Source organism: uncultured Flavobacterium sp., assembly GCF_963922255.1.
Classification (GTDB): Bacteria; Bacteroidota; Bacteroidia; order Flavobacteriales; family Flavobacteriaceae; genus Flavobacterium.
In genome coordinates, this window is sequence record NZ_CAWUIC010000012.1 from 89,473 (window position 1) to 105,519 (window position 16,047).

16 protein-coding genes and 1 tRNA gene are annotated in these 16,047 nt (G+C 30.4%); 8 read left to right on the plus strand and 9 right to left on the minus strand.

Annotated features, from left to right (window positions below; all coding sequences use genetic code 11):
• Positions 1–99 precede the first annotated feature (99 nt).
• Positions 100–1,198, minus strand: a protein-coding gene (gene prfB, locus AABJ49_RS10720; protein WP_338378273.1) for a peptide chain release factor 2 whose coding sequence is annotated in 2 segments (ribosomal slippage) — positions 100–1,134 and positions 1,136–1,198 — 1,098 coding nt in all. Because the reading frame shifts where the segments join, the coding sequence is not laid out codon by codon here.
• Between the two features lie 47 nt (positions 1,199–1,245).
• Between prfB and AABJ49_RS10725 the strand changes: the two genes are divergently transcribed.
• On the plus strand, positions 1,246–2,271 hold the full coding sequence (locus tag AABJ49_RS10725) for a GntG family PLP-dependent aldolase (RefSeq protein ID WP_338378274.1): 1,026 nt from the start codon (positions 1,246–1,248) through the stop codon (positions 2,269–2,271).
• Between the two features lie 64 nt (positions 2,272–2,335).
• Here the strand turns inward: AABJ49_RS10725 and AABJ49_RS10730 are convergent, their stop codons facing one another.
• The gene (locus tag AABJ49_RS10730; protein WP_338378275.1) at positions 2,336–2,659 is read right to left on the minus strand and encodes a YbaB/EbfC family nucleoid-associated protein; all 324 of its coding nucleotides are present in this window, start codon (positions 2,657–2,659) and stop codon (positions 2,336–2,338) included.
• 144 nt (positions 2,660–2,803) lie between these two features.
• Between AABJ49_RS10730 and AABJ49_RS10735 the strand changes: the two genes are divergently transcribed.
• The 3 genes from AABJ49_RS10735 (at position 2,804) to AABJ49_RS10745 (ending at position 7,581) form a co-directional block, all read left to right on the plus strand.
• Positions 2,804–4,864, plus strand: coding sequence for a S9 family peptidase (locus AABJ49_RS10735; RefSeq protein WP_338378276.1), 2,061 nt, complete (start codon positions 2,804–2,806; stop codon positions 4,862–4,864).
• Between the two features lie 81 nt (positions 4,865–4,945).
• The gene (locus AABJ49_RS10740; RefSeq protein ID WP_338378277.1) at positions 4,946–5,986 is read left to right on the plus strand and encodes a cysteine synthase family protein; all 1,041 of its coding nucleotides are present in this window, start codon (positions 4,946–4,948) and stop codon (positions 5,984–5,986) included.
• Positions 5,987–6,093: 107 nt separating this feature from the next.
• On the plus strand, positions 6,094–7,581 hold the full coding sequence (locus AABJ49_RS10745; protein ID WP_338378278.1) for an aminotransferase class V-fold PLP-dependent enzyme: 1,488 nt from the start codon (positions 6,094–6,096) through the stop codon (positions 7,579–7,581).
• Here the strand turns inward: AABJ49_RS10745 and AABJ49_RS10750 are convergent.
• Positions 7,578–8,006: a hypothetical protein gene (locus AABJ49_RS10750; protein ID WP_338378279.1), complete on the minus strand. Its 429-nt coding sequence runs from the start codon at positions 8,004–8,006 to the stop codon at positions 7,578–7,580. The two genes, AABJ49_RS10745 and AABJ49_RS10750, sit on opposite strands and share 4 nt — an antisense overlap.
• Positions 8,007–8,009: 3 nt before the next feature.
• Positions 8,010–8,879 carry a lysophospholipid acyltransferase family protein gene (locus tag AABJ49_RS10755; protein WP_338378280.1) on the minus strand — a complete coding sequence of 290 codons (870 nt, stop codon included), beginning with the start codon at positions 8,877–8,879 and terminating at the stop codon, positions 8,010–8,012.
• 82 nt (positions 8,880–8,961) lie between these two features.
• Here AABJ49_RS10755 and AABJ49_RS10760 point away from each other — a divergent pair, with 82 nt between their 5' ends.
• Together AABJ49_RS10760 and AABJ49_RS10765 are read left to right on the plus strand one after the other, a co-directional pair.
• Positions 8,962–9,603 (plus strand): rhomboid family intramembrane serine protease, encoded by a 642-nt coding sequence (locus tag AABJ49_RS10760; protein WP_338378281.1) that lies wholly within the window; start codon positions 8,962–8,964, stop codon positions 9,601–9,603.
• Positions 9,604–9,648: 45 nt separating this feature from the next.
• Complete coding sequence (locus AABJ49_RS10765; RefSeq protein WP_338378282.1) at positions 9,649–10,341, plus strand: SIMPL domain-containing protein; 693 nt, start codon at positions 9,649–9,651, stop codon at positions 10,339–10,341.
• A 56-nt stretch (positions 10,342–10,397) separates the two neighbouring features.
• Here the strand turns inward: AABJ49_RS10765 and AABJ49_RS10770 are convergent.
• From AABJ49_RS10770 to AABJ49_RS10790, 5 genes are all read right to left on the minus strand, one after another.
• Positions 10,398–10,478 (minus strand) — tRNA-Tyr (locus tag AABJ49_RS10770).
• Between the two features lie 174 nt (positions 10,479–10,652).
• Positions 10,653–11,777: a TlpA disulfide reductase family protein gene (locus AABJ49_RS10775; RefSeq protein WP_338378283.1), complete on the minus strand. Its 1,125-nt coding sequence runs from the start codon at positions 11,775–11,777 to the stop codon at positions 10,653–10,655.
• Between the two features lie 88 nt (positions 11,778–11,865).
• Complete coding sequence (locus AABJ49_RS10780; protein WP_338378284.1) at positions 11,866–13,278, minus strand: MBL fold metallo-hydrolase; 1,413 nt, start codon at positions 13,276–13,278, stop codon at positions 11,866–11,868.
• A gap of 58 nt (positions 13,279–13,336) precedes the next feature.
• Complete coding sequence (locus AABJ49_RS10785) at positions 13,337–14,131, minus strand: sulfite exporter TauE/SafE family protein (protein WP_338378285.1); 795 nt, start codon at positions 14,129–14,131, stop codon at positions 13,337–13,339.
• Complete coding sequence (locus tag AABJ49_RS10790; protein WP_338378286.1) at positions 14,128–14,760, minus strand: Crp/Fnr family transcriptional regulator; 633 nt, start codon at positions 14,758–14,760, stop codon at positions 14,128–14,130. Before AABJ49_RS10790 ends, AABJ49_RS10785 begins: the two co-directional genes overlap by 4 nt.
• 87 nt (positions 14,761–14,847) lie before the next feature.
• On the opposite strand from AABJ49_RS10790, the gene AABJ49_RS10795 reads away from it, so the two are divergent.
• Both AABJ49_RS10795 and AABJ49_RS10800 read left to right on the plus strand, forming a co-directional pair.
• On the plus strand, positions 14,848–15,402 hold the full coding sequence (locus tag AABJ49_RS10795; protein WP_338378287.1) for a hypothetical protein: 555 nt from the start codon (positions 14,848–14,850) through the stop codon (positions 15,400–15,402).
• The gene (locus AABJ49_RS10800; RefSeq protein WP_338378288.1) at positions 15,403–15,780 is read left to right on the plus strand and encodes a YchJ family metal-binding protein; all 378 of its coding nucleotides are present in this window, start codon (positions 15,403–15,405) and stop codon (positions 15,778–15,780) included.
• The last annotated feature ends 267 nt before the right edge of the window (positions 15,781–16,047 follow it).

Here is a 16,047-nt window from a genome sequence, read left to right on the forward strand (position 1 = left end):
GTATTTAAATTGAAATGAATTTTTAGGATATTTAACAGTTTATGTAAAAAAATAAACCCTTCAATTAAGAAAGGTTTATGATTTTATTTATTTGAAAATTTATTCTTCATCTTTCTGTCCCATCAACATCAAATAGGCTTTTAAGAATTTGTCAATGTCACCATTCATAACTGCATCAACATCACTAGTTTCAGCTCCAGTTCTTACGTCTTTAACCAATTTATAAGGCTGCATTACGTAATTTCTGATTTGTGAACCCCATTCAATTTTCATTTTACCAGCTTCAATGTCATTTCGTTGTTCCAATTGTTTTTTTAATTCAATTTCGTACAATTGTGACTTTAGCATTTGCATAGCTCTATTACGGTTGTCGTGTTGAGAACGCGTTTCAGAACATTGAATTTGGATACCTGATGGTTTATGGTATAATTGCACTTTTGTCTCAACCTTATTCACATTTTGACCACCAGCACCGCTTGAACGAGCTGTAGTAATCTCAATATCAGCTGGATTGATTTCAATTTCAATAGTATCGTCCACCAAAGGATAAACATAAACCGAAGCAAAAGAGGTATGACGTTTGGCATTACTATCAAAAGGAGAAATTCGAACTAATCGATGAACTCCATTTTCACCTTTTAGATAACCAAAGGCATACTCTCCTTCAATTTCTAAGGTTACAGTTTTAATTCCTGCAACATCACCTTCTTGGTAGTTTAATTCTTTGATTTTGAATTTTTGCTTTTCGGCCCACATCATGTACATTCGCATTAACATGGAAGCCCAATCACAACTTTCTGTTCCACCAGCACCAGCCGTAATTTGAAGTACAGCACTTAGACTATCACCTTCATCGGAAAGCATATTTCTAAACTCAATATCTTCAATATGTATAATTAGCTCATTGTAATAAGCCTCTACTTCTTCATCTGACATTTCTCCTTCTTTATGAAAATCCATCATAATCTGAAGTTCTTCATTCATTTCAACAGCTTTGGTGTAATCTTCTACCCATTTTTTCTTGGAACGCAAGTCTCTTACAACAATTTCCGCTTCTTTTGCGTTATTCCAAAAGTCAGGGGCAAAAGTTTTCTCTTCTTCGTTAGCAATTTCAATTAATTTTCTATCGACGTCAAAGATACCTCCTTAACGCACCGAGGCGATTAATAATATCCTTAATTTGTTCTGTGTTTATCATAATTTATGTAATTTTACCCCACAAAAATAGTGATTCCTTTTGATTCTATGGAAATAAATTTAATTAGCGATACGGTTACAAAACCAAGTGTTGCCATGTTACAAAAAATGTTTAATGCAAAAGTGGGAGATGATGTTTATAAATCTGATCCTACTGTCAATCTTTTTGAAGAAACAGTAGCCGATTTATTTGGAATGGAAGCGGCTCTTTTTTTTCCTTCAGGAACAATGGCAAACCAAACGGCTTTAAAATTGCATACCAATCCTGGTGAACAAGTTATTTGTGATAAGTATTCTCATATTTATCATTATGAAGCTGGTGGAGCTTCTTTTAACAGCGGAATTTCTTGTAATTTGGTTGATGGGAGTAGAGGTTTAATAACTGCTGATTTAGTGAAAGAAGGAATTAATGATCCTGAATTTTACCATGCTCCTTTAACTTCGTTAGTAAGTATTGAAAATACAACCAACAAAGGTGGTGGTGCTTGTTATGAGTTGAATGAATTGAAAAAAATCAAACAAGTTTGCGATGATAACAACTTAAAATACCATTTAGATGGTGCTCGCTTGTGGAATGCAATTGTAGCCAAAAAACAACATCCAAGAGAATTTGGAAAATTATTTGATACTATTTCAGTTTGTTTTTCAAAAGGGTTAGGTGCTCCAGTTGGTTCTATTTTATTAGGTTCTAAAGAAGACATGAAACGTGCTTTGAGAATCCGAAAAGTATTTGGAGGAAATATGCGTCAATCAGGCTACTTAGCTGCAGCTGGATTATATGCTTTGGAAAATAACGTTACTAGATTAGAAGAAGACCATAAAAAAGCAATGGAACTAGGAGAGTTGTTAACTTCTTTTTCATGGGTTGAAAAAGTAGAACCTGTTGAAACTAATATTATTATTTTCAAATTGAATCCTGCCATTGATGAGAAATCATTTTTAGAGAAATTAAAACTTAAAAATATTCACATAAGTTCAATGGGTCATGGAAAATTGAGAATTGTAACTCATTTAGACTATAAAGAAGTGATGCATACTTATGTAAAAGAAACATTGAGTAAGTTTCATTTTTAAGATTTCAAACTATAAAAAAATCCCAAAAGTCATTTAAAAAAGTGATTTTTGGGATTTTTTAATTTTATCCAAACATATCCATTCCAGGAATATTTGGCATACCTTCTTTAGCTACAGCAGCTAATTCTGTTTCATTTACGTTCGTTGCTTTTTCAATCGCTTTGTTGAAAACTGTAACCAAATAATCTTCAAGCATTTCTTTATCAGCTAGTAACTCTTCACTTACTGAAACATTTTTAACTGTTCTGTTTGCAGTTAAAGTAACTTTTAAAAGACCATCATTACTTTGTTCATCTACTAAAACGTGATCTAGCCTTTTTTTAGTTTCTTCTACTTTTTGTTGGGTTTCTTTAAGTTTACCCATCATATTCATCATATCTCCAAACATTGTTGATAATTTATTTATTGATTAGAAAACAAAATTACTAAATTGCAATAGATAATCAACTTAAAAAATATGAAAAACAACCTTTTTATTATGGCAATATGCCTTATTTTTGCATCTTCTTGTAAAAAAAATAAAGAATCAAAAATGAGTCAGAATATTGTGCCTCCTATGGCAAAAGTTAAAGATACAATTTTAGAAAAACATGGTGATAAAAGAAATGATCCTTATTATTGGTTAAATGATAGAGAAAATCCAGAAGTTATTGACTATTTGACTAAAGAAAACGAATATTACGACAAAATTACAGCTCATACCAAAGCATTTCAAAAAGATTTATTTGAAGAAATGAAGTCAAGAATTAAGGAAGATGATGAGTCTGTTCCTTATTTTTACAATGGGTATTACTACATGACTCGATTTGAAAAAGGTCAAGATTATCCAATTTATTCAAGAAAAAAAGGAAGTTTAGATGCAAAAGAAGAAATTATTTTCAACTGTAATGAAATGGCGAAAGGACATTCTTACTTCAGTTTAAATGGCTTAAGTGTTAGTGAAGATAACAAATGGGTTTCTTTTGGAGTGGATTTAGTTTCAAGAAGACAATACACTATTCAAATTAAGAATTTAGAAACCAATGAAATCCTTCCAGAAAAGATATTAAATACAAGCGGTGGTGCAACTTGGGCAAGCGATAATAAAACTATTTTTTATGTAAAGAATGATCCCAAAACCTTGCGTTCAGATAAAATATATAGACATACTATCAATACACCTTCTACTGCTGATGTTTTGATTTATGAAGAAAAAGATGATACTTTTAATACGTTTGTTTACAAAGAAAAGTCAAAAAAATATTTAGTTATTGGTTCTTCAAGTACTTTAACCAATGAATATCAAATTTTAGAATCAGATAATCCAACAGGGAAATTTAGATATTTTCAAAAACGTATTAGAGGTTTAGAATACAGTATTTCTCATTTTGGTGATAGCTTTTATATTGTAACTAATAAAGATAATGCCACGAACTTTAAGTTGATGAAAACGAATGAAAAAACTACTTTGCAAGAAAATTGGACGGAAGTTATTCCACACAGAAAAGAAACGCTATTAGAAGGCATTGATATTTTTAAAGATTATTTAGTTGTTGAAGAAAGAACAAATGGATTGCATAAAATTCAAATTAGACCTTGGAGTGGAGTAGGTGCTTATTATTTACCTTTTGAAAGTGAAACCTATACTGCTTATACAACTACTAATCCTGATTTTGATACTGATATTCTTCGATATGGTTATCAATCATTAACAACACCTTCTTCTGTTATTGATTTCAACATGAAAACAAAAGAGAAGAAAGTTTTAAAAGAACAAGAGGTTTTAGGTGGAAAGTTTGATAAAAACAATTATGTTGAAGAAAGAGTATGGGCTACAGCCAAAGATGGAACTAAGATTCCTATTTCATTAGTATACAGAAAAGGCATGAAAAAAAACGGAATTAATCCGGTTCTTCAATATGCTTATGGTTCTTATGGTTACTCAATGGATGCCTACTTTTCTACTACTAGATTAAGTCTTTTAGATAGAGGTTTTATTTACGCAATTGCTCATATTAGAGGTGGAGAAGATTTAGGAAGAGAATGGTATGAAAACGGAAAATTATTAAAGAAGATGAACACTTTTACAGACTTTGTGGATTGTTCAAAATATCTAATTGGTCAAAAATATACTTCACCCAAACATTTATATGCTGAAGGTGGTTCAGCTGGTGGTTTATTGATGGGTGTTGTAGTAAATATCGCACCTGAATTATATAATGGAGTCATTGCACAAGTCCCTTTTGTGGATGTTGTAACAACCATGTTAGATGATACAATTCCATTAACTACTGGAGAATATGATGAATGGGGAAATCCTAACGATAAAGTGTATTATGATTATATGAAGTCTTATTCACCATATGATAACATAAAAACACAAGACTATCCTAATATGTTAGTAACTACAGGTTTACATGATTCTCAAGTGCAATATTGGGAACCAGCTAAATGGGTTGCAAAGTTACGAACAAAAAAAACTGATAAAAATATTCTACTTTTAAATACTAACATGGATGCAGGTCATGGTGGAGCTTCAGGACGTTTTGAAGCATTAAAAGAAACGGCTAAAGAATTCAGTTTTCTATTAGATTTGGAAGGAATTGAGAAATAATAAAAAATTTTTATAAATTTGCAAGGTTTTAAGGTTATCAAAAAAAATCTATAAAAGTTTACCTTGACTAACATATTATTTATGAAAGAACAAATAAACGCTTATAATAACGTTTTAGAACTTATAGGAAATACTCCTCTAATTAAGCTTAATAAAGTTACTGAAAATTTAAAAGGAAATTTTTACGCTAAAGTAGAAGCCTTTAATCCAGGTCACTCCACAAAAGATAGAATTGCACTATATATTATTGAAGAGGCTGAAAGGCAGGGAATTTTAACACCAGGTGATACCATTATTGAAACTACTTCTGGAAATACCGGTTTTAGTATTGCGATGGTAAGTATCATTAAAGGATACAATTGTATTTTAGCAGTTAGCTCAAAATCATCTAAGGATAAAATTGATATGCTGCGTACAATGGGTGCTAAGGTTTATGTTTGTCCAGCTCATGTTTCAGCAGATGATGAGCGTTCTTACTATAATGTGGCAAAACGTTTGCATGAAGAAACTAAAGGTTCAGTGTATATCAATCAATATTTTAACCAATTAAATATTGATGCGCATTACAAAACTACCGGTCCAGAAATTTGGGAGCAAACTAAAGGACAAATTACACATTTAGTTGCTTGTAGTGGAACAGGAGGAACAATCTCTGGTGCTGCAAAATTTTTAAAAGAACAAAATCCAAATATTAGAATTTTAGGAGTTGATGCTTTTGGTTCAGTGTTGAAAAAATACCACGAAACAAAAGAATTTGACAACAATGAGATTTATCCATACAGAATAGAAGGTTTAGGAAAGAACTTGATTCCAACTGCAACAGATTTTGATGTAATTGATCAATTTATGAAAGTTACAGACGAAGAAAGTGCTCACACAGCTAGAGAATTAGCCAAAACAGAAGGACTTTTTGTAGGATATACTTCAGGAGCAGCTTTTCAAGCAGTTAAACAGTTTGCTCAAGAAAATGAATTTAATGAGAACAGTAATGTTGTTGTTGTTTTTCCTGATCATGGTTCACGTTATATGAGTAAAATATTTAGTGACGATTGGATGAACGAACAAGGTTTTTTTGACAGTATAAACATTGAAGAAACACAAAAAATTGAATTTATTAAATAAATTTAAAGTTGAAAATATAACAAAAAAACCTTCTATATGAAGGTTTTTTTTATTTAATTAACTGACTTTTTCTTAAATATAACTTATTTTTGCACAAACAATCGACTATGAATACAATTCAAAATAAAACTCAATTAGAAGAATATTTCCAAAAATTTAGAAATAATATTATTGGAATAGACCAACAATTTGAAACTCCTTTTGGAAAAAAACCGATTATTTATACAGATTGGACAGCAAGTGGAAGATTATATCGTCCAATTGAAGAAAAAATTTGTAATGATTTCGGACCATTCGTAGCCAATACACATACTGAAACTTCTGTTACAGGAAAAACGATGACTATTGCGTATCACAAAGCAAAGAACATCATTAAAAAACACGTTAATGCCAATGAAGATGATGTTCTAATTAATTTTGGAACTGGAATGACAGGTGTTGTCAATAAACTGCAACGTATTTTAGGCTTAAGAATTCCAGAAAATTTAAAAGAATATACTACAATTCCAGGTGCTATAAAACCAGTAGTTTTCATTTCACATATGGAACATCATTCTAATCAGACTTCTTGGTTGGAAACTATTGCAGATGTTGTTATAATTCCTGCTGATAACGATGGATTGTTTTGTCTTAATGAGTTTAAAAAATTAGTAGATCAATATAAAGATAGAAGTTTTAAAATTGCTTCTATCACATCATGTTCTAACGTAACAGGAATTATTACTCCTTATTACGAAGTAGCCAAAATTATGCACCAAAATAATGGAGTATGTTTTGTAGATTTTGCGTGTTCTGGACCTTATGTGGAAATAAACATGCATCCAGCAGATAAAGAAGCTTATTTAGATGCTATTTTCTTTTCTCCACATAAATTTTTAGGAGGACCAGGAACTTCTGGAGTAATGCTTTTTAATAAAAACTTATATAAAAATAATGTGCCTGATTGCCCTGGTGGAGGAACTGTTTCTTGGACAAATCCTTGGGGAGAACACAAATACATTGACAACATTGAAGATAGAGAAGATGGTGGAACTCCAGGTTTTCTTCAAGTGATTAAAACAGCTTTGGCCATTCAGTTGAAAGAGCAAATGGGTGTTCAAAATATTTTAGAAAGAGAACACGAAATTGTTGACTATATTTTTGAAACCTTAGGAAATGTTGAAAACATCAATATTTTAGCTAAAAATCAAAAAGAACGTTTAGGGGTAATTTCGTTTTACATTGATGATTTGCACTTTAATTTAGGTGTAAAATTATTAAATGACAGATTCGGAATTCAATCACGTGGTGGATGTAGTTGTGCAGGAACTTATGGTCATTATTTACTCCACGTAGACCAAGAAACTTCTCATAATTTGGTTTGCCAAATAACTTCGGGTGATTTAATTCAAAAACCAGGATGGATTAGAATGTCAATTCATCCAACAACTACTACAGAAGAAATTCAATTTGTTTGTGATAGTATTAAAGAATTAGCTCAAAATCACCAGGAATGGTCAAAGGATTATCAATATAATTCAAAAACCAATGAGTTTGATTATAAAGGAAATGTTGCTAATGATTATGATTTAGTGGAAGAATTGTTTAAGTTTTAATTTTCATAACTATACTTTTTACCACCTTCCTGTATTTCAATTTTAAAAATATGATCAAAAGGAATTTCTTTTTTGAGATTAGGCAAAAATCTAGATTGGCTTCCTTTCAAAGTATCATTTTCTAGCGTAACAGTATCAAAATAAAAAACATTTTTTTTTCCATTTTTTTTCGTGATTCTCATTTCTAATGAAGGAGAATTTCTTATCGTTAAAGGATTGTTGTTTTTATCAATAACATTTATCATTAAAATATTATTAGTCATATATTTTAAATTTCCATACGTTAAAGGGTTGCTTATAACTCTTTCTCTTTTTTGAATAGTATCAAATTTTGAAAATTGAGCTTTAAAACTTTCCACTGGAATTGTATATGTAGTACATGAATAAAAGATTAATACTACAGCTAATAAAACAATTTTTTTCATAATTTACTTTCTATGTTTCCAACGTTTGTGTGTCCATAAATAAAACTCTGGAGCTTCATAAATTTGTGCTTCAACACGTTCAATGTAATCTTTTGTTATTTCAAAACGTTTGGTTTCGCTTGGGTTTTCTGCCATTAATTCAAAAGTTGCTTCATAGTAACCTCTTTTGACCTTTTTAGCTCTTAAGAAAATCAAATTCATGTCATATCTTTTAGCTAAAAATTCAGCTCCAGTATGAACTGGAGTAACAATTCCCATGAAAGAATGCCAAAGTAACGCTTTGTCTACTTTTGGAGATTGGTCACTAGCAAAACCATATAAGCTTAAAATTCCTTTTTCATAATTTTCAGCAATTGTATCGGCAGTTTCTTTTGTTGAAATCAAAGTAGCCTTGAATTTAGAACGAATGTCATGTACTAATTTATCAAAATATTTATTGGCTATCTTTTTATAGATCCCATAGCCTTTGAATGTAATGTAGCGATTCATAGAAACTAACCATTCATAACTAGCGTAATGCGCACAAAGTAAAGCTATACTCTTACCTCTTTTTTCTAAATCATGATAGACTTCAATGTTTGTGAACTTATATCTTTTTTCCATTTCTTTTTTAGATATGGTTAATGTTTTTATCATTTCTAAAAACAAATCACACATGTGTTTGTAGAACTTTTTTTCAATTACATCTCGTTCAGCCTTGGTTAAATGAGGCAAAGCCATTGCTAAATTCTCTCTTACAATTCGCTTTCTATATTTAATAATTCTATAAACTATAAAATAAACAAAGTCTGATAATAGGTACAGTAACCTAAAAGGTAAGATTGAAATCAACCACAAAATTGGGTATAAAATGATAAAAATTAAAAACTGCATTATTAAAAATTTTTACAAATATACTTATAAATTATAGTATAGCATTACTTCAATTTTTTTACATTTACAAAAAACGAAATTAATGGATATATTACTTATTTCAATTATCGCTATAAATGTAATTATAAGCTACAAAGGGTTTAATGATCAATTATTTTTTAGAAAATACGAGTTCCATATTGGGAGTATTAGAGCTGGTGAACAAATTAGAATGTTAACTTCTGGTTTTTTGCATGTTGACATGGCTCATTTAGCTTTTAATATGTTGACTTTGTATTTTTTTGCTCCAATTTTACTAAATCAATTTACAGATTTATGGTTTTTGTACATCTATTTTGGAAGTTTAGTCTGTGGAAGTTTATTGACGTATTATTTTCATAAAGATGAATACCATTATAGAGCTGTTGGAGCTTCTGGAGCAGTTACAGGAATTATTTATAGTGCAATTTTACTTTATCCTGAAATGGATTTGTATCTGTTTTTTATTCCAATAGGTATTCCAGGATATGTTTTCGGAATTGGTTATTTACTGTATTCAATTTATGGAATGAAAGCTAAGAGAGATAATATAGGTCACACAGCTCATTTTGGAGGGGCAATTGGAGGTTATATTATTACTTTGGCCAAAGAGCCTCATATGATTTATGATAATACTCAAATGGTTGTTTTATTAGCTATTCCGATTATAATTTTGTTCTATTTGCATAAAACAAATAAGTTATAAGATAATTTGGCATGCAATTTGAATTTCAATAGAAAAACAATTATTATGAAAAAAATTATAGTACTCTTAGTTATGGCAACAAGCACAATTTTTGCGCAAGAAGTAAAACAAGTTCCTCAAATTTCAGTTTCAGGAGAAGGAAAGATAAAAGTCGTTCCTGATGAAGCAGTGATATCAGTTTCCATTGAAAATACATCAAAAGAAGCAGTAGAAGCTAAAAAAGCAAATGATATTATAGCAGATAAAGTTTTAAAACTGATAAAAAGTAGAGGAATTGATTCCAAAGATTTTCAAACCCAACGTATGAATTTATATCAAAACTATGATTACAATACAAAGAAGAAAAATTATGTAGCCAATCAAACAATCTCTATTTATTTAAAGGATTTATCGAAATATGACGATTTAATGATGGAGTTGGTTGAAACAGGTATTAATGGAATTCAGGGTGTTGAATTTAAATCATCAAAAATAAAAGAACTAGAAAAACAAGCTCGTAAAAATGCTTTATTAGATGCCAAATCAAAAGCGGAAGATTATGTTTCAGTTTTAAACGGTCAAAAATTAGGTAAAGTATTGTTGATTAATGATAATTCTCAAACAAACTATCCTCAACCGGTTTATAGAGGTGTAATGAAAGCTATGGCAATGGAAAGCGATTCGTTTTCTAGAGAAACTTTAGCGATTGGAGAAATTGAAATAAACGCATCAGTTTCTGTTACTTTTGAACTGGAATAAAAATTTATAAAAAAGATATAAAATATAAAAGCAACTCAATTGAGTTGCTTTTTTTGTGGGGAGAGCAGGATTCGAACCTGCGAAGGTTTCCCAACGGATTTACAGTCCGTCCTCGTTGGCCGCTTGAGTATCTCCCCAATCCCAAGCTTTAGTGCTTTAACGGCTGCAAATATAGGATAGTTTTTGATGTAAACAAACATTTTTTACAACAACTTTACACTTATTTTATAAGCATTTGAAAATGAAATAAATAAAAAATCCCATTACTTATTTGTAATGGGATTTTTTATGTTATCGGGGAAAGAAATGAACTATTGAACGCCTAAAAGTTCTTTAACTTTTGCTTTTAATTCTTCACCTCTTAAATCTTTGGCTACAATTTTCCCTGAAGCATCTAATAAGAAAGTTGCAGGAATTGACTTTACATTATATTGTTCAGCTATTGGTTCTTTCCAGTGTTTTAAGTTTGAAATTTGATTCCAAGTTAAACCATCTTTTGCAATAGCATCTTTCCATTTTTGCATGTCTCCTTCTTTATCTAAAGAAACACCAATGATATTTAGACCTTTATCATGTAATTCCTTATACATTGCTACAACATTTGGGTTTTCTTGACGACAAGGACCACACCATGATGCCCAAAAATCAATTAAAGTAACTTTACCCATTGATTCTTTCAACGAAATCACCTTTCCATCTGGTGAAGGAGCAGAGAAATCTGGTGCAACACTTCCAATTTCAACAGAAGACATTGCCTCTAACATCGTTTTAATGTTTTTTCCACTTTTAGTTTCTCTTATTGATACATCCAGTTTGTCATACATTTCTTTGATTTCTACAGGAGTCAAATAATTTCTTAATAAGAAGTTTTCTAGTAACAAAACAGAAATAAATGCTTTTGGGTTTTTAGTAACAAAATCTTTTGAATGTAAATTCATTTCATCTTGAAACTTACCATACTGATCCATTAATTGTTTGTATACTATAGTGTCATTCTTTTGTTGTGATGCAACTAATTTTGCTTGATTTTCTTCTTGAAATTTAAGCATTCTATTAATTATCTCTTGCGAAGACTTATTGTATTCATAAAATTTTTCATTATTTGGAGTACCACCAATGATAGATTTTTGAATGGTATCTTTATTTATTTCTAAATTAATATCACCGTTTTCTAAAATTATTGGCATACTATTATTTAATGATTCAATTCTAACAAAAGCTAATTCAATTCCTTCAGTTAGTTTACCATCGAATTTAAATTTTTCACTTTCAACAACCGCTGTGTCAAGCGTAACAGGTCCTTTTTCATTTTGAATTTCTAAAAAAACTTGTTTACCATTTTCTACACCTTTTGCTACACCTGAAATTTCATATCCTTCTTTTTTACAAGCAATTACTGAAAGTGCAGCAACTAATAAGATTGCAATTTTTTTCATTTTTTATATTTAATTAATTTTTGGCAAATGTATTTAAAATTATATATATAATTAATAATCTTATCATAAAATAAGAGAGACCATGGATTTATTTTTTTAAAGTAGTAGGGCAAACAAAATCTGTTAACGGAACATTTGTATCTCTGATACCTGACATTCCTTTTTCAACATTAATCATATTGTGATACCCTCTAGATTTTAATATCGATGCCATAATTACGGAACGATAACCACCAGCACAATGAATATAAAAAGATTCTTCTTTTGGCACTTCGGCTAATTGCTCATTAACAAAGTCTAATGGAATATTTAAAGCATTTTCAACATGTTCAGCATTATATTCTGAAGGTTTTCTCGAATCTACAATTATGTTTTCTTTATAGTTTTTTTCAAATTCTTCTGGTGATACCGAATTTATACTATCAGTTTCAAAACCTGCAGCTTTCCAAGCTTCAATACCTCCTTTTAAATAACCTAATGTATTATCAAAACCTACTCGAGAAAGTCTTGTTATTGCTTCTTCTTCTTTGCCTTCTGGAGTTATTAATAAAATGGGCTGCTTCACATCACCAATCAAAGCACCTACCCAAGGAGCAAATCCACCATGAAGTCCTATGAATATTGAACTTGGTACATGTTCTTTTACAAAATCATTTTCATGCCTTACATCAAGTACCAAAGCATCTGTTTGATTGGCAATAGCTTCAAACTCTTTTGGAGTTAAAGGCTTATGTGCTTTTGTCATGATATTGTCTAAACTCTCATAACCATTAATATTCATCATTACGTTCTGAGGAAAGTAGGCTGGAGGAGGAGCTAGTCCATCTAATAATTCAGATTTAAATTCTTCTTTAGTCATATCGGCACGTAATGCGTAATTTGTCTTCTTTTGGTTACCCAAAGTATCTGTAGTTTCTTTACTCATGTTTTTTCCACAAGCACTTCCTGCACCATGACTTGGATATACTATTAAATCATCAGATAGAGGCATGATTTTATTGCGTAAAGAATCATACAGTAATCCGGCTAATTTGTCTTGAGTTAATTCCGCTGCAACTTTTTGTGCTAAATCAGGACGACCTACATCACCTATGAATAAAGTATCACCTGTAATTATTCCATGTTCTTTTCCGTTTTCATCAGAAACCAAAAAGCAAGTACTCTCCATGGTATGACCAGGTGTGTGAATTACCTTTACAGTATAATTTCCAACTTTAAATTCTTCATTATCTGTTGCAGTGTAGCAGTCATAACCACATTTTGCTGTTGGTCCAAATACAATTTGTGCCCCTGTTTTATTCGCTAAATCAATATGTCCAGAAACGAAATCAGCATGAAAATGTGTTTCAAAGATGTACTTTATTTTGGCATTATCTTTTTTAGCTCTATCAATATAAGGTTGCACTTCTCTTAATGGATCAAAAATAGCAACTTCACCATTGTTTTCTATGTAATAGGCTGCCTGAGCGATGCAACCAGTATAAATTTGTTCTATTTTCATTGTATAATATGTTTTTTGTAAAAATAATAATTTTTAAAAGTTTTGCGTGTAAGTTTTGTTACACAAAATAAAATTCTTTCAATAATATAAATAGCGACATTGCTAGTACAAAGTAACCAAAACCTTTTTTCAATTGCTTTTCATTTATGAATTTGTTAAGATAAATTCCTATGAAGATACCTATTACAGAAAATGACGTGAAAGCCAATAGAAAGTTCCAGTCTAATTCAGGATTGTGAATATCTCCTAAAAAACCGATTAGGGAATTCATTGTAATGATGAATAATGAAGTACCCACTGCTTTTTTCATAGGCAACTTGGCAAATAAAACTAATGAAGGAATAATTAAAAAACCACCACCAGCACCAATTAGACCTATTACAACACCAATCAAAGTGTTTTGAAAAACAAGTTTACTAACGAATTTCTTTTGCGTAATTTCTTTTAAATTTAGTTTAGGTTTTTTCAACATTGAATAGGCAGCAAATAACATCACCAGAGCAAAAAGCAACATTAAAAAACCATCTTTTGTTAAAACACTTCCGTCTATTTCTATGATTTCATCAGGAATAAGGGGCAACAAATAGCGACGTGTTAAAAACACCGCAATAAAAGATGGAATAGCAAACATAATTCCAATCTTGATATCAACTCGACCTTTTAAATAATTTTGTGTAGCTCCAAAAGCTGAAGTAGTACCCACAATAAACAAAGAATAGGCTGTTGCAATAACGGGATTTATTAACAATACATATACTAAAATGGGTACCGTCAAAATAGATCCACCACCACCGGTTAAACCAAGAATTAAACCTATTAATAACGCACCAATGTATCCAAATATTTCACTCAAAATTCTAAAATTTCTATGTTATTTCTATTTAGTTTAATTTTACCACGCAATTCTAAAGCTTTCAATAATCTAGAAATTACAACTCTAGAAGTATGCATTTCATAAGCAATTTCTTGATGCGTTGTTTGAATTTCTGTTTTGCCTAATACCTTTGCTTTGTCTGTTAAATACTTATACAAACGTTCATCTAAATTCATAAACGCTAGTGTATCAATAGCTTCAAGCATTTCGTTTAAACGAACAGAATAACTATCAAAAACAAAATTGCGCCAAGATTTATATTTAGTTAACCAGTATTCCATTTTTTCAACGGGAATCATAATTAAAGATCCATCAGTTTCTGCCACAGCTCTAATTTTACTTTTAGATTCTCCCATGCAACAAGTTAAGGTCATGGCACAAGTATCTCCTTTTTCTAAAAAATACAATAGAAATTCATCGCCATCTTCATCCTCTCTAAGAATTTTAATAGCTCCCTTTAGAAGCAACGGCATAGATTTGATGTAATCTCCAATTTCAATTAGATAATCATTGGCTTTAAACTGCTTATGGATACCAATTCTTGAAATTTCTTCCAAGAGTTCTTCTTCAAAAATATAGTTGTAAGAATCAAATAGTTCTTGTTTCATAGTAAAAAGTCTAATTTTTGTAAAGATACATCATATCTTTATATTTGAAAAGTTACTTTTGTTACAAATAAAATTCTTGCCTTGAAAATGAAGCTATACCATAAAAATAATTTTCATAAACATACTTTTTGCGTGTTTAAAGAAGTGGAATTGGAAACCATAAATAATTTAATACCTAATTATTCGAGCAAATCTGGTAGCCAATATTATTTTGTAGAAGAAGGTTTGTATAGAGTTTCTAATCATTGGGGTAGAGCTGCTAATTGCCGTTGGAAGCTAGATTCAAGTACAATGAAAACTACAAGTTCAAAAAACAATAGCTCCAAAATCGGTTATGCCAATTGGAGTGATTTTTATCCCAATAACGAACAAGAGAATCTGTTTTATATTCAAGTTGACTTTGCAACTAAAACCGTTGATTTTTTACATAAAGACAATCCCAAATATGATGGAAAATCTGTTTGTAGAAATGCTTCTGAAACCGCTAAACGAATTAAAGTTTGTAAAGAAGTATTACTTGAAGATAAATGGTGCAATTACTTGGTATATGATGATTTAAATAAATTAAAAAAAGAAGTAATTCACGAGTTGATATATACAAATACTACTTTTATAACCATTAAACAAAATTATTTAAAATAAATGAAACACTGTCATTGCCATTCCAATGAACCGTTTGAAAAATGTTGCGAGCCTTTCTTAAAAAGAGTTTCATATCCAACAACTCCTGAACAATTAATGCGTTCCAGATATACTGCTTATGTCCTTCATGATGCCGATTATTTGATGGAGACTACTTATGTCTCTGAGAGAAAATTCTATGCTAAATCTGAGATTTTACAATGGTCCAAACAAAACAGTTGGATAAAACTGGAGGTTATTATAGCCGCTCATGATACTGTTGAATTCAAAGCTTATTATTTGGATGAAAGTTTATCTCCTAAAGTTCATCATGAAAAGTCAACTTTTAAAAAAGTTGGTGCTAAGTGGTATTACTTTGATGGTGTTTTTGAGTTCTAAGATTCTTTCACTTTTAATACACTATCCATGCTTTATCCATACACTATCCATACACTATCTATACTTTATCTATACCTTAACTATATCTAATAAAGTGACCTGACCCGTCCTTAACTATATAGATAAATAAATCCTATTATAGTTATATAAGAATAATTTTTAATCCTAAGGATATTATGCACCTGTGTTCTTTAAAAAAAAAATTGTGTAATGCTGTGTTAAACTATGCGGAACTTTGTGCTAAAACTTAGCCAAAGATTCACAGAT